Origin of the sequence: Cellulophaga sp. 20_2_10 (assembly GCF_023476645.1) — a bacterium.
Lineage (GTDB): Bacteria > Bacteroidota > Bacteroidia > Flavobacteriales > Flavobacteriaceae > Cellulophaga.
Genome location: NZ_JAMCOJ010000022.1, coordinates 1 through 15,878, shown reverse-complemented (window position 1 = coordinate 15,878; position 15,878 = coordinate 1). Strand labels below are relative to the sequence as shown.

The following is a 15,878-nucleotide window of genomic DNA, read 5'->3' as shown; positions in this document are numbered from 1 at the left end:
TAGTATATCTTGACCTTCAAAATTATCCATATATCAATGTTTTAAAGCTATAAGATACGGAAACTAAATGACTAACTCAATAAATTTAAACATGAGGATAAAAAAATAATGTGTACCTTTTTTGAGAGGGCAAAATAATACAACTAATTAAAAAAGATGGATATTTTACAAAGTGGTAAAAATACTGTGAGGGTTTTATTATTTATTTTATTGATGATATTAGTTATGAATTGTAAAGAAAATATTAAAGAAAGAAATTTTGGAGAAGCGTTAGAAAAATTACAAACTATTGAAGGTTTGGAAGTTTTACAATCTGGAGAATCTATGATTGCTGTTTCTGGTAAATACCAAGGAAGAATATTTACAAGTTCTTCTAATGGTTTAGAAGGTAAAAGTTATGGTTGGATTAATTGGGATTTGATTACTGATAAAAAAGACCAAATAACAATGGCAAGATTGGGTGGTGAAAGTAGAGTTTGGTTTGGCCCTGAATATGGTAAATTTGCTACTTTCTTTGAGCAGAATAAAAGGCAAGAAGGAGAGGATATAAAAGTGCAAGAAGATTTAAATTCTAAGCAATTTAAAAAAGTAAGTAGTTCTAAAAAAGCGATAACATATCAAGCTGATTTACAGATTGTAAATGCTAACAATTATCTATTTAAAATAAATACAAAACGAAAAATTTCTATTCTAGATAGAAAAACAATTAATACTGATTTAAAAATATCTTCGGATATTGATATTTCTGTAGTAGGTTTTAGTGCAGAAACTTGGTTGAAAAATATCGATTCCATTCAATGGACTAAAGACAAAGGGCTTTTATCTATTTGGGAAATAGGAAGTATATTAACATCTGTAGATACCAAAGTTATTATTCCTTTAGAAAAACCTTTAGATAGTTTAAAAACATATTTCGGTACCAAAGAAAAAACTAGATATCAAATAAAAAATAATACACTTTTTTACAAGAGTGATGCTCAATTATTAGGGAAAATAGGAATTCCACCAGAAAATACTAAGAATATTATGGGAAGTTATTCTCGTAAAAACAATTTGCTAACCATTGTTACTTTCAATTTTAAAAATGATGGTGATTACTTAAATTGTTTTCCAAAAAACACTGCTCCTTACGATGGAGATGTAATTAATATTTTTAATGGCGAAGTAAATAAATCTTTGGGCTACAATTGGCCATTTTATGAGTTTGAATCTTTATCATCATCCAAAGAATTAAAACCACAAGAAGAAATATATCATAAACAAACTACTTATCATATAGAAGCAGATTTTGTTGAGTTAAATTTAATTTCAAAAAAACTATTAGGTATTGACCTAAATGAAATTCCTGTTTTTTAATAATGAAATAATCTTTTAATTACTAACGTTTTATGTTTTGTTCAAGTTTTTGTCAAGTTGTAAATCAATCATTTTTTTAATAAATTGATACATTTATTACTTAAAAGAAACATTATGAAAAATTTAATATTACTAGTTTTATTTGTATTTACGTTTAGTGTTATTACTTCTTGTAAAAACAATAACATTCTTTCAAATTCAATAGAAGTCTCTACTGATAATCCAGAAATTCTAAATTATAAAGTTGAAGGAAACTTAACAAAAAAAATCATTCTTACTATTAATAATCCATCAGCATATGCAAGTTTAAGTGTTTTTGTAAATGATGAGCTTTTAATGGATGACTTTAATATACCAAAGAAAGGAATTCAGAATTTAACGAGTGTAATTCGTTTTCCTAAAATTGGTGATGTAAAAATTCGTTTTCAAGCTTTAGATGAAAATTTAACGATAAGCAGTCTGTATTTTGAAGAGGTGTCAGCATTAGAAATTCCTGTTTTTAAAGATATTTCTGTACAAGCAGGATTAGATAAAGTGAGTTCATTAAAATATGGAGGACCATCAATAGCAGATATAGATAATGATGGAGATTATGATTTTATTGCAAACAACCATAATGCAGAAACGAGTAAGATATATTGGAATAATGGAGATGGTACAGTAACAAAACATAACAAAGACCTTGCAAGATGGTTTAAACATGATTTGCATGGTACTTCTCTTGGGGATTATGACAATGATGGCGATTTAGATCTTGTTTTAGAAGAAGGAGGTGGTAATGGAGCTATTCCTACTAGGCTTAATTTCTACCTTAATGAAAATAATAAATTTATTATGTACACTGGTGATGTAGGTGTAGAAAAAGGAGGTAGAGGGCGCAGTACTAGATGGATAGACGCAGATTTAGATGGGGATCTTGATTTATTAATCATTAACGAGTCGAGTTTGAAATTTGATAAACCACAACATTTTTTTTATGAAAATAACGGAGATAGAACTTTTAAATATAGATCTGTAAAAGGACTCGAAGATGTTGACGAATCACGAGTTTTGGTAACCGATTTTAATAACGATAATATTGACGATATTATTTTTTACGGCCCTTTAACGTTGTGGAAAGGAAATGGAGATTTTACATTTACAGATGTATCAGCGTTAATTCCAGACGAAGTTCGTTCTTCAAAACAAATCATGGCTGTTACGGACATTGATATTGATAATGACGGAGATTTAGATTTGTATTTGGCTCAAGGAATGATCTTTGAACATGGAAAAGGAGAAACTCCTTCCGTAGATTTTAATCCTATTACAAAAGAATTAGCCATAAAAACTAGAGGTTATAAAGGTGATGATGTTTTTAGTTTTACAGCTGAAAACAAAATTAAATTACATAAATATTATTACTTGGCGCAAGGAGCTATTTTAGGTAAAGATTATCCTATTTTTTTAGGGGAAAATAAGGTCTCAAAAATTGTAAATTCTGGTGATGAGTTAGAAATTAGCCCAGAAGAAGCAAAAGGATGGGCAGATGATATTTCTAAAAATGGATTCTATATCGGTTATTTAGGAAACAATGAATGGAAGGCAACTTTGGTTCGTGATGGTAATTTCTTTTGGCAATACAGATTTAGTCTTTCTGGTGTAACAAGTGTTACTCCAGATTTTATTCCGCAAAACAGAAATAATGCCGATGTTTTATTAAGAAACGATGGAGATAAATTTACAGATGTTTCTAAAGCTTGGAATATTCCTAAAGGAGGAAACGCTTTAGGTGTTACAACTGGAGATTTTAATAATGACAGTCATCAAGATTTATTTGTGTATCGTTGGGGTAGAGTAGGAGCAAGAATTTCTGATTATATGTTATTAAATACAGGTAATAATTCTTTTGAAACAACAACAATGCATGGAGCAAATGATGTTGGTGGACCAGGGAATGGAGATATGGGGCAAGCTTTTGATTTTGATTTAGATGGGCAATTAGATTTATTAAATGGTAGTGAAAACGGAGAATGGTATTTGTACAATAATCAAACAAAGTCAGACAACAAGCATGTAACTATTAAAGTAGGTTATTCTCCAAAATCTAATGTGGATCCTATTTCTGCAGAAGTTATTGTAAAAACAGCTGATAATGAATATAGAAAAAGAGTTGGTTCTGCAGGAGAAATATTTTCCCAAAGTTTAATGAACATTGTACATTTTGGATTGGGAAATGAATCTGAAATAAAAAGTATTAAAGTTAGATGGAGAAATGGAGAAACTGTAGCGTTTAAAAACAAAGAAGCGAACAATATTTACAATACTGATTATGTAAATATTGATTCTAATAAAAACTCACCAGTTACTTCAATCTCTTTTAAAACAGAAAAAATAGAATTATATAAAGGGAAAAATAAAACTCTAGACGTAAGCGTTTTACCAAAAAATAAGACCAATTCTGAAATTATTTGGACATCTAGTAATACAAATATTCTTACTGTTGATAAAAATGGTAATGCAAACCCAATTAAACCAGGAAAAGCAATTGTAAAAGCATCTTCAAAAGACAATTCTATTTCATCAGAAATTAAAGTTACGGTTGCTCCTTATACTGCACCTTATGTTAAAATACTAAACAAGGAAAAGTACGGGAATCACCAGATAAAAGTGAGTGATAATTTAAAAGTGACTGTTAAATATCATGCAGGATCTGGAAACAAAGTGATTTCGGCAGATGAAGGCGGAATTCGTTTTTGGTTACGTCATTTTAAAAGTAAATGGATACCTGTAAAAGATGTGGTTCTTGTAAATAAAGAAGCGTTAAAAACAACAAGTGGAACAGCAAATATGACTTTTTCATTGAAAGATTATATTCCGTCTAACCAATTACAAGAAAACCATTTTTATCAACTTAGAGTCACTTTTACTTCTAGCGATGGAGATATGTATGAAGATGAAATTCTTCCTTTAGAAATAGTTTCTAAGTAATAAAAAAAAGTAAACCTCTCTTATTTATAGAGAGGTTTACTTTTTCGAATAAATAAAATAATGTCTGTAATTTTAGGCTAAAAATTCTTGAGATATTTTATCTGTATGTTCACCTAAACTTGGAGATCCTAGGGTTGATGTAAAATACTCACCATCAATCTTTATTGGACACCTTGTTGTCTTATACTCATATCCATCACCCATTCTTACATTCTGAATCATGTCTAAAGATTTAAATCCATCTTGATTAAAAAGTGTTTCCCAATCCATAACATTAGCACACCAAATGTCTGCTGGTTCTAAAATTGAAAGCCAATGTTCTGTAGTATTGGTGTTTAATTTGTTGGCTAAAATCGTTTTTATTTCATCACGTTTTGTAAACCAACTTGCTGGTTCTGGATACTCGGCTAATTCATTGCAACCAATTAATTCTCCAATAAAAGGAATAGAGCCCATTGCTAAAGCGAAATAGCCGTTTTGTGTTTTATAAACACCATAAGGAGCGCCTAAATAAGCATGTGCACTATTACTCTTTGGACGAACAGTTGGTTCTCCTCCATCATGATAAAACGTGGTAATAGATTCAAATTGAAAATCTATAATAGATTCTAACATGCTTACAGAAATTTTTGTACCGATACCTGTTTTGCCTTTTTTAATTAAAGCAGCCAAAATACCTTGTACTAAATGAGAGCCAGATAAAATATCTGCAATAGCAATTCCTACAGGTGTAGGGCCACTTCCATCATTCCCATTTAACCAGGTTAAACCAGATAATGATTGCACAAGTAAATCTTGTCCGGGTTTAGATTTCCAAGGACCTTCATCTCCATAACCTGAAATATTTCCATAAACAATTTTTGGATTTATTTTTTTAATAGTTTCATAATCAAAACCCAAACGTTCTACAACACCAGGTCTAAAATTATGAACTAAAACATCTGCTTTTGCAATCAATTTTAAAACACGTTGTTTATCTACTTCGTTTTTTAAATCTGCTTCAAAACTTTCTTTATTTCTATTAACAGCTATAAATAAAGGAGATTCATTATTCATCTTTAGATTAGAAACATGTAATTGACGACTAATGTCTCCAGTTTTAGGGCGCTCTACTTTAATAACTCTTGCTCCCAAATCTGCTAAACGTAAAGTAGCAGAAGGTGCAGATAAAAACTGACTTAAATCTATAACTAATATATCTTCTAATGGTTTCATCCTATTTATAGATTAAATTCTTTAATAATTGCTTCTGTATTTTGTCCAACTCTTGGTGCTGCTTTTTTATTAAAAAGCCTTTCATCATTTAATCTTATTGGGCAGCGTGTTGTGTGTATTTCTTCGCCAGAAATTAATGGTAATTTTTGATCCATTTTTAAAAGATCATATGCTTCATGGTTCAATAATTTTTTATAATCAAAAACATCAGAACACCAAATTCCTTTAGGTTCTAAAATATCTAACCAATCTTGTGTGTTTTTTTCGATTAAAAAAGCACGAAGAACATCCATTATTTCATCTCGTTTTTCATACCAAGAATTGGGGTCAGAATAAGATGCTAATTGTGAAATGTTAAGAATGTTAGCTAAATTTGTTAAAGAGCCCATTGCTAAAGATAAATAACCATCTTTTGTTTGATAAACGCCATAAGGAGCGCCTAAATATGCATGTGCATTTCCTTGTTTAGCTCTATTTGGTTTTTGATTATTATCACTTAAATAGCCGGTAATAACCTCAAATTGAAGGTCTAGTGTAGATTCTAATAAACTCACTTCAACCAAAGCCCCTTTATTCGTTTTGATACGTTTTAAAAGACTTGATAAAATTCCATGAGCCAAATGTGTTCCCGTAATTAAATCGGAAACAGCAGCACCAACAGGAGTTGGATTATCATCTTTATCTCCTGTTAACTTTGCAAAACCAGACATCGCCTGAATTAATAAATCTTGACCTGGTTTTTTAACCCATTCACCTTCTGTACCATAACCAGTAACAGATGCATACACTAATTTTGAGTTTATATTCTGAACCGTTTTATAATCTAAGCCAATTTTCTCCATAACTCCTGGACGGAAATTATGTGTCATAACATCAGCTTGTTCTATTAATTTTTTAACACGATCTAAATCATCTGCATCTTTTAAATTGGCAGTATAAGATTCTTTATTTCTATTTACGGTATGAAATACCAAACTACTGCCATCTAAAAATAAGTTTTTTAAAGCAATACCTCTTCCTGCTTCACCAGAACCAGGTCTTTCAATTTTGATAACTCTTGCACCTAAATCAGCTAATCTTAATCCTGCAGATGGTCCAGCCATAAATTGAGAGAATTCTAATACCAAAATGCCTTCTAAAGGTAATTTCATAGTTATTCTTTTAATGATTTTAAATACAACTCATTTAAATCTTTTAATAGCTGTTGTTCATCTCCTCCATTCATCATATATTCTCTAATTGGCGCACCAGCTCTATCTTGAAAATACATATGACCATGATATCTTGGGCGTAAAAAAGCTCTATCTAACGCTGGTAAAGTATCTTTAAAGAAATTATTTGTTAAATCATTTGCACGCTTATCTAACCAAGCTTGTCTATGTCCTGGTTGACCTCCGTTATCAAAAAACACACCTTTTTGAGTTGCTTCTGAACCTACATATTCTACAAATTTACCAGCAATTTCTTGATGCTCCGTATTTGCAGAAATAGCTAATCCTGTTCCTCCTAAGGTTGTTATTAATTTTTGATCATCAATTGCAACCATATCATGAAACTTTAAATGCTTTCTAGCATAACCTTCACGAGAATAATTGGTGTAACCATAAGCGAAAGGACTATAAATATAATCGTCCGTTAAAGTCATTGCTTCATATACTTTAATAGGATTCCAATCATAATTTTCCTTTTTGATATTTTTACCAAGAGCTCTTAATATTTGAAGTGCTTTTATTCCTGTTTTTTCTGAAATAACTTCTTTATCAGAAGTACAAACATCTTCACCTAAAGTAGAGCAAATCATATAGAAACTCATTAAAGTATCTTGTGGGATTCCTGGAATTGCAACCATTCCTGTTTTTGACAATTCTATTAAATCATCAAAAGTTTCTGGGAATTTTAAATTTAATTTCTCGAACAAATCTGGTCTGCTCGCTGCAACAGGTGTAGCAGCATCAATAGCTAAAGCCCATTGTTTTCCTTTTATAGAATAACTTTCATGAGATTTACCAACAGTGTTTACTGCTAGGTCTTTTAAGTATTCATCTGATAAAAATTTATTTAATGGTAAAATTACTTCTGTTCTAGCAGCAAAGCCAGTCCAAGGATGGTCAATAATTAAAAAATCGTAGCGTTTTGCTAATTCATTAATTGGTTCATCTGCAAATGCTTGCAATGATCTTTTCTCCCAAACGATTTCAACATCTGGGTTTAATTCTGTAAAACGTTGGGCAGCGGCTACAATTGATGTAAATCCTCTACTGTGATTCCAAGTTATTCCTTTTAATTGTTTCATGTACTAATATTATTTGTTTTTATGGGTTACATGTGGCTTCCATTGAGTCATTTCCTATTGATTGACGTTAGTTATGGAAGGTTTATAATTTATTCGTAACTCATGTAAATTGTTCGTTTCTGTAAATACTGTTCGATACCGTAAACTCCATCTTCACCACCAATACCAGCTTTTTTATGACCAGAATGATGCCCTTGAATGTAGCCTACAATTTGTTTGTTAATAAAAATGGTTCCTATTTCAAACTCTTGAATAGATCGCATTATTAATTTATGATTTTCTGTATATAAATAAGCAGATAAACTATCATCTCGTTTATTTAATAATTCTTTAGCGTGTTCAAAACCTTTAATTTTAACAATTGGTAAAACCGGTCCAAACATTTCTTCTTGCACGGTTGCATCACCTGGTTTTACATTTGTTAAAATGGTTGGTTCATACCAATTTCCTTTTTCAAATTCTTTACCTTCTGGTCTTTTACCACCTAAAACTAATTCTGCTCCTTGTGCTATGTTTTTTTGAACAACTTCATCGATTCTTTTTAAGGCAGCAGCGCTTAAACTTGGTCCCATGTTTACATCTGTCATTGGGTTACCTACTGTAATTTTTTGAACTCTTTTTATTAATTTTTCTGTAAACTCGTCTGCAATTTTTTCATCAACAAAAACCATTTCATTACAAATACATACTTGTCCGCAATTTGCATAACGAGATATAGCAGCAGCTTCAACAGCTTTGTCAATATCAGCATCTTCTAAAACTATAAAAGGCGCTTTTCCACCTAATTCTAATACTAATCCTGCTACGTTTTGCGAAGCACCTTTGTAAATAGCTTGTCCTGCTCTTGTACTTCCAGTCATAGAAATTAACCTCGTAATTGGATTTTCTACTAATGCAGCACCAACAGTATGTCCATAACCAACAACCATACTAATAACTCCTTTTGGTAAGCCAACTTCATCAATTATTTTACAAAATTCAGATGCAGTTATTGGTGTTAATTCAGATGGTTTTATAACCATTGTATTTCCTGTAATTAAAGCGGGACCAATTTTCCTACCAATTAAAGCTAACGGATAATTAAAAGCCATTAAACCTACCGTAACTCCATAAGGAACTTTGTGTATAGTAAGTTGTTCGTTAGGTTGGTCTGAAGGAAAAATAGCACCTTGTATACGTCTTCCTGCTTCAGCAGAATACGTCATATATCTTATAGTATCATCAACTTCGTAACGAGCTTCTACAAGAGTTTTTCCTTGTTCCATTACCAGTAACTTGGCAAAATGCTCTTTTCTTTCTTCTAACTTCTCTGCAATTTTATACAAATAAGTTGCACGCTCTTGAGTTGGTAACATTTGCCAAGCAAATTGCGCTTTATCAGCAGCTTCTAATGCTTGTTGTACTTCGTCTAAACTACTCGAGTAAATTTCAGCAAATACTTCTCCATTTGCTGGGTTTTCTACATCAATCTTTTCTCCTGAACTTTTTTCAATCCACTCTCCGTTAATGTAACATCTGTATACTGTTGTTTCCATAAATACTATTTTTAGTTAAAGATTGCTTTTCTTTTTTCTACGAAGGCTTTTAATCCTTCTTGTGCATCTGGAGTATCATACAATCCATCTGCTAATTGTGTCTCTAATTTTAATCCTTCTTCAAGAGAGAGCTCTATTCCTTTATGAACAGATTCTTTAATGGCTATCATTGCCAATAATGGTCCTTTTGCTAATTTTTCTAAATAAGATTTAGATTGCTCTTTAAAATTTTCTTTAGCATATAATTGATTTACCAATCCAATATCAAAAGCTTGTTTTGCTATGATTGGTTCTCCTGAAATTAAAATTTCTAAAGCTTTACTTTGGTTTACAATTCTGATTAATCTTTGAGTTCCACCATTTCCTGGCATCAATCCTAAATTGATTTCTGGTAACCCTATTAAATATTGACCATCACTTGCCAAACGAATATCGCAAGCTAATGCCAGTTCTAAACCACCACCTAAAGTATGACCATCTAATAAAGCAACTACTATTTTAGGGCTTTTAGAAATTTTGTAGGCTACCAAGTTGGCTTGTATAACCATCTTTTTGTTTTCAGCAACAGAATTTTGTTGAAAAACCTTTACATCTGCTCCTGCACAAAAGAACTTTTCTAATTCGCTTTTTATGGCTATTATTTTTACATTGTTATTACGATTTGCTTCATCAATAATTTCTGATAAAGAGGTCATAAAATCAAGGTCGTAACTGTTGGCTTTTGGTTTGTTAATAACGATATAGCCAACTTTGTTTTCTATTTCTAGTCTAATTTGTTTCATCTTATTATTTAAAATTGATAGATTTTGTTTGCTTTTAAATTGGTAAGAGTTGATTTTTCTCCACTTCTCCAAACCACTTCTACTTTCTCAATTACTTTCTCTTTTCCTAGACCAAAATGAACAGTATTTAAAAAGCTTTGAGCATGAGAAGCACTACTAGAACCAATAAGTTTGAATTGTTTTCCAATTTTTGTTGTGATGTAAACTTTAGCGCCATAAGCATCTACATTAGATTTAGAATTACCAACTCTAAATAGGGCATAATTGTTTACAGAAACTGTTTCGTTCTCGTATAAATGCCATTGTCCATTATCATCATCTCCACTTAAAATATCTATTTTACCATCTAAATTATAATCGAAAGTTGCCCCCATATCTCCATGAGATTTAGATGGAATATTGTTTGCTCCATGTGTTAAAATAGATTCAAACTCTAAGTTTCCTTTATTTTTAAAAATCACGTCTTCACTTCTTTGGATTAAACCACCAAAACGATATAAGAAGAAATCATTAAAGCCATCGTTGTCAAAATCTCCTGTAGTTATTCCCCAATTGTTTTCCAAGCTTTCTTTAGGCAAATGTTTAGACCCATCTATAAAATGAGTTCCTTCATTAATCAACAAAACATCTGGAACACCCAAGTCTTGAGGAGTCCAATCTGGTACTACTTTTGTAACACCAACAACAGATGCTCTCACATCCCATGCTAAATTGGTTTTTAATAACCATTCTAAACGCCATTTTCCTTCACCCAAATAGCCTAAGTACCATCCGCTTTTGTCTAAATTTTCGGGAAATCCATTCGCTTCATTTTGCGTTACTTTTTGAATGTCAAAAGGCATTTTATGTTCGGTTTTAGAACTTCCAATAAACAACGGAATACTTGGTTTTTCAGGGCCTCTAGGAAAACGATAAAAATCGGAAAGTTGTATAGCTGCATCCGCATAAAAAGTTATACCATCATGACTTTTGTTTCCTTCATCTCTTAAATCTAATCGTTTCAGTTTTTCATCAAAAGAAATAGAATTATTTGCAATTTGATAATAACTTTTACCTCTTGCTAAATAATAATCTAAATCACCATCATTATCTATGTCTGCCTGTGCAGCAGTACTCATCTGGTCTATATTCTGTAACTCTTTAGGTAACCATTCTTTAGATAAGTTGGTAAATGAAAAATCGTTATTTCCTTTCCAAAATTCTGCGGCAGCATAAGGAGAAAATGTTAGTAAATCTAGTATTCCATCATTGTTAAAATCTGTAATTAGTAAACGTTCTGCATTAATTTGTTCAAAAGCTTCACTCTTTTTATAAGTAAATGTTCCGTTTCCATTATTTTCGAATAATAGATTTCTTGGAATTTCTTCATTGACCATTTGTTCTGCATTAATTTGAAGAAAATCTAAATCACCATCATTATCTAAATCTATCCATCTTACAGAACGACCACGAGCTCCCATTTCTGATAACCCAGTTTCTTCTGTAGCATCCACAAATTTCCCATTATCATTACGTAACAAGCGTTGAGGTTGTGGTGTTGACCCGTTTCCGCCTCCTAAAGAAATTAGCAAATCTAAATCACCATCTTTATCATAATCACCTGCAGCCATTCCATGTAAATCTGCTTTTGGGAAAAGCCCTTTTTGTTCTTTAAAAGTATTGTTTTCTTGTGCCCAAAATAATTGAATAGGTGTGTTGTCATGATTACCTAAAAGTAAATCATATTTTCCATCATTGTTGATGTCTGCGATAGTTGGTCCGCCATATTTCCAGTTTTTTTCTGTATTTAAATGGACTTCTTTAGTTACGTCTATAAATTTTATAGGATTGTTTTTCTCTTTACCTTTATTACAACTGATAAGAGAAATTAATAGAAACCCAAGGGCTAATAATTGTTTCGATTTTGTTTTAAGTAAACGTTTCATTTTTTAATTACTTTTTTATTTTTTTACCAAACCTTCTTGTATATAAATTTGAATTTACTTCTTTTGCTTTTTTAATCATTGGTGGATAAGGAATATCTGTATTAGAGACAAAACCTACATTATAATTTTCACCATCGTGGGCTCTACCAGTAAGTGGAGAATCTAAATATTGAAACCAATGTACTCCTACAAAATATGGGTTGTCTATTGCAGAGTTTGCATAATCTGCCCACATATTAGCTCTATCTTTTTGATCTGCTGCATGAACTAAACCAGAATGAAATAACCCAGAATCTGGTGCTCCCATGTGAAATTCTCCAATAATGGTTGGCATATCTATTTCTTCTAAAAATTTCCAGTACTTAGTACCAATACCTTCTTTGTAATGATTGTAACTAAAAACATCAACATATTTAGCTGCAGATTCACGAACTTCTTTTGTGATTCCCCAAACAGCAAAACGACATCCCATGTACATATAGTTTGGCATTTTATCTTCTAAAATATCATGAACAGTTTTAAAATATTTGGTAGCAAAAGCTGTGAGCATTACAGAAAAATCTGCCACCATACCTTCAGGAAATTCATTTTGTTTTTTATAATCAACACCTTTTTCAAGTTCTTTCCAACTAGCTATATTTGTTTTCCAAGCTTTATTTAAGTTTCCAATAGTTTTGTGCTTAGTCTTTAAAATAGTCATAAACTGTTGCTTTAAATAGCTATCTTTTCCTTTAGATAAACCATCTAAAACCAATCCATAATGTGCTTTTGTAGAACTTTCATTCCCCCAACTTCTTTCGTTATCAACAAAAACACCCATACACCAAGGATTGTTTTCGACTTCTTTAGAAACAACATCAATTGATTTTATTACTCTTCTTTCAAATTCTGGATCGAAAGGATCTGGCATTGGTCCCCAATAATCCGAACCAGAATATACCTTTTGAAAATCTCCAATAATCCATCCGTTAGCAAAATAAGGTAAGTTATTTCTGTGATAAAATGCTGGGTCAATCCAGTTTCCAAAGGACGTGAATCCCCAATTACGCATTCTGTTTTCTGTAACTTCTAACCATTTATCAAAAAAAGAATTTTTGCTTGTTTCTCCATATCTACGTTCTAAGTTCGCTCTATAAAAACTATATGTTTGTCCATGTTCTATAGGCCCAAAATGAGATTCTCTTCTATAACTATAATGATTAGCTAGAGCATCATCAATTTTTGGTAATTCAAGAAACATGTCATTTCTAAGTTTATTAACTACATGAGCTGTTTTCATAGTTTCTATAGGTATTTCTATAATACCTTTAGAGTCTTCAGGAGTTACATCTTCCGGGTCTCTATGATATAATTTTTCATCTGTATAATCGATACCTGTATACGTTGTAGTGTTTGCCATACGTACATTTGCTAAACCAATTGAAAAATATAAGTAACCTTCTGGATCTATTAAAGCCCATTTTCCATCAACTTTTTCTTTTCTAAAATAACCCGTTGCATCTAATTTAGGACCATCTTTCCATCCACCATATTGGCTTCTATCTGACATTAACGTATATTCTGCTAAAGATTTTAATTCTACATCAGCAATTTTCTTTAGTTCTTCATCAGAATGTACTTTTATAGGGAAATCTCTTTTTGCATTTTGCCCAAATTTATCTACAATTCCTTTTAAAAAATTTGGATCTCTTTCTGGGCTTTCTACAATTCTAATATTATCAACTAAAATAGTTTTGTCTTTTAAACCTTCTAATCTAAAAAAGTCTATTCCTGCTATTTCAGAAAAATCCATATTATATAGAAGTCCACTAATTTTCATATGAGTTGCTTCGGTTTCCCAAGCTTTAGGAGTATCTCTTAAACCACTATTTATGTCAGTTTTATTTGAGGTGAGTTCAAAGAAATATGATTTGAATTCACCTGTATCAATGTTTGTAATTCTTCTTACTCTTTCTCCATTTCCGTTTTCGGCATAAACTGTTAAAAAAGTAGTTTCGTCCCCTAAACTTTTAGCATCAAAAACTAAACTATATTTTTTGCTTTTATTTAATTTGAAATTATTTTTCGGTGTTAATTTTACTCCTGTAATTTTTTCATCTTTTTTAAAGGAAATTTCTAATGCATGATTTCTATTATTTTTAACAATTTTGTGACTTCCTTTTATGTCAATGAAATTGTTATTAATGTCTTCTTTTTCGAAATCTAAAAACAAGATATCTGATTTTGAACTCCAAACTTCATTTTGTGTAGTTTCTTTTTTACATGAAAAAAATACCACAGAAATAAATGTTAACATTAACAATTTTCTGACAGTTTTAAAAAGATTGTATTTTCCCTTCATATTTGCTTTGGTTTAATATAATTATAGAATTTAGTGTTGTACAGATACAACTTGACAGATAGTGTTAATCTTTTGTATTACAGTGTGTAATAGATTGTTATTCATGTTTAAAACTATTCTCTCTACAAGTAAATAAATTTATATTAATAAAGGAAGTGTTTTAGGTGTTTGTACAGTTTAATTCTAGTGAAAAGATGAGTTTTTTAATTGATATAATACTTAGAATCGGCTAATTTTCATATTATTTATAAAAAAAAATAAATTTTAAAAACTTGGTGTTTAATAATGTTAGTTATTTTTTTTCGGATGATATCTTTGTAAGTATTCAAGACCCATTGAAGTACATTTTTATTGTTTTAGACCTCGTTCAGCACATTTTTCTGCATTTCGCGAAAAGCTTCATTTCGTAAAAAAAGCTTCTCTAAAAAAGTCTTGGACACAATTCATAATTCTCGCTTTCCATTTCGTTACCCATTCTGCTACCGCTGAATGGTGCACTTCATTCCTGAGCAAAAATTATGAATGCCTCCGCTACATAGGAATATTATTTTATCATTTGGAGCCACTTCCTATGTTTTTGTACTTCACATAGATATCTCGATTAAAGTCCAGACCTCACTATTTCTTCCTTTTTTGACAGCAAAATACCAAGATTTTGAAGTTGAACAGACTGCATAAACCGTTTTGCTGCGCCTCACTTTTTATAAGTCTTTCTCAATTCAAAATAATGAAAATGTATCAGCAACAAAAAAAGGAAACAGCGAAGGCACTATGGGAAGTAAATCAAAATGAAAACTTATGAAATCATACAAAAACATCAAAAAGGAAGCGGCACCAAAAAAAACAAAAAAGGAAAACGCTCTAGATATAATAAGTAAATCACTTCAAAAAAAAATAATAGCAAACTGTCTGAATAGTTCAGATAGGGTTTAATTAATCTTTAAATATATTATTATGAGCACACTAAAAAACAAAGTACAGTTAATCGGGAATGTAGGAAATGTACCCGAAGTTAAGACCCTAGAGGATGGGAAAAAAGTTGTTAATTTTTCATTGGCAACGAATGAGTTTTATAAAAACTCAGATGGAGAAAAAGTACAAAATACCCAATGGCATGCTATTGTAGCATGGGGGAAAATTGCTGAAATAGTTGCGGAATATGTTGGCAAAGGAAAAGAAGTTGCAATTGAAGGTAAATTAACGTCCCGTTCTTACGAAACCAAAGAAGGTGAAAAACGATATGTTACGGAAGTGGTAGCAGATGAAATTCTATTGCTTGGTATCAAAGGAGAACAAAATGCTATTGAATAATTAGCAGGTAAAGAGGATGTTCTACCGTATAGTAATGTCCTCTTTTTATTTTAATATAAACTTATTGAGTTATACGTTTAGCTTCTGTTTTATTTGATTTTGATAAACTGGTTTGGCAACTACCATTCTTTCAATTGTTTTATGAAATAT

11 protein-coding genes are annotated in these 15,878 nt (G+C 31.0%); 4 read left to right on the top strand and 7 right to left on the bottom strand.

What is annotated here, in order from left to right; all coding sequences use genetic code 11:
• Positions 1-225 precede the first annotated feature (225 nt).
• Both M4I21_RS18020 and M4I21_RS18015 read left to right on the top strand, forming a co-directional pair.
• Positions 226-1,356 carry a DUF6786 family protein gene (locus M4I21_RS18020; RefSeq protein ID WP_249560623.1) on the top strand — a complete coding sequence of 377 codons (1,131 nt, stop codon included), beginning with the start codon at positions 226-228 and terminating at the stop codon, positions 1,354-1,356.
• A 114-nt stretch (positions 1,357-1,470) separates the two neighbouring features.
• Positions 1,471-4,326 carry an FG-GAP-like repeat-containing protein gene (locus M4I21_RS18015; protein ID WP_249560622.1) on the top strand — a complete coding sequence of 952 codons (2,856 nt, stop codon included), beginning with the start codon at positions 1,471-1,473 and terminating at the stop codon, positions 4,324-4,326.
• Between the two features lie 72 nt (positions 4,327-4,398).
• On the opposite strand, the gene M4I21_RS18010 is transcribed toward M4I21_RS18015, so the two are convergent.
• The 7 genes from M4I21_RS18010 to M4I21_RS17980 form a co-directional block, all read right to left on the bottom strand.
• A complete protein-coding gene (locus M4I21_RS18010; protein WP_166382912.1) occupies positions 4,399-5,541 on the bottom strand; it encodes a CaiB/BaiF CoA transferase family protein in 1,143 nt (380 codons plus the stop codon).
• A 5-nt stretch (positions 5,542-5,546) separates the two neighbouring features.
• On the bottom strand, positions 5,547-6,692 hold the full coding sequence (locus M4I21_RS18005; RefSeq protein ID WP_249560621.1) for a CaiB/BaiF CoA transferase family protein: 1,146 nt from the start codon (positions 6,690-6,692) through the stop codon (positions 5,547-5,549).
• A gap of 2 nt (positions 6,693-6,694) precedes the next feature.
• On the bottom strand, positions 6,695-7,834 hold the full coding sequence (locus tag M4I21_RS18000) for an ABC transporter substrate-binding protein (RefSeq protein WP_249560620.1): 1,140 nt from the start codon (positions 7,832-7,834) through the stop codon (positions 6,695-6,697).
• Positions 7,835-7,923: 89 nt separating this feature from the next.
• Positions 7,924-9,369, bottom strand: coding sequence for an aldehyde dehydrogenase (gene aldA, locus M4I21_RS17995; RefSeq protein ID WP_166382918.1), 1,446 nt, complete (start codon positions 9,367-9,369; stop codon positions 7,924-7,926).
• Positions 9,370-9,380: 11 nt separating this feature from the next.
• On the bottom strand, positions 9,381-10,151 hold the full coding sequence (locus M4I21_RS17990; RefSeq protein ID WP_166382920.1) for an enoyl-CoA hydratase/isomerase family protein: 771 nt from the start codon (positions 10,149-10,151) through the stop codon (positions 9,381-9,383).
• Positions 10,152-10,159: 8 nt separating this feature from the next.
• On the bottom strand, positions 10,160-12,076 hold the full coding sequence (locus M4I21_RS17985) for a CRTAC1 family protein (RefSeq protein ID WP_218598554.1): 1,917 nt from the start codon (positions 12,074-12,076) through the stop codon (positions 10,160-10,162).
• Positions 12,077-12,083: 7 nt separating this feature from the next.
• On the bottom strand, positions 12,084-14,372 hold the full coding sequence (locus M4I21_RS17980; RefSeq protein ID WP_249560619.1) for a beta-galactosidase: 2,289 nt from the start codon (positions 14,370-14,372) through the stop codon (positions 12,084-12,086).
• 843 nt (positions 14,373-15,215) lie between these two features.
• Here M4I21_RS17980 and M4I21_RS18625 point away from each other — a divergent pair.
• Positions 15,216-15,350: a hypothetical protein gene (locus tag M4I21_RS18625; protein WP_262887948.1), complete on the top strand. Its 135-nt coding sequence runs from the start codon at positions 15,216-15,218 to the stop codon at positions 15,348-15,350.
• Positions 15,351-15,371: 21 nt separating this feature from the next.
• Positions 15,372-15,728: a single-stranded DNA-binding protein gene (locus M4I21_RS17975; RefSeq protein WP_249560618.1), complete on the top strand. Its 357-nt coding sequence runs from the start codon at positions 15,372-15,374 to the stop codon at positions 15,726-15,728.
• Positions 15,729-15,878 lie beyond the last annotated feature (150 nt).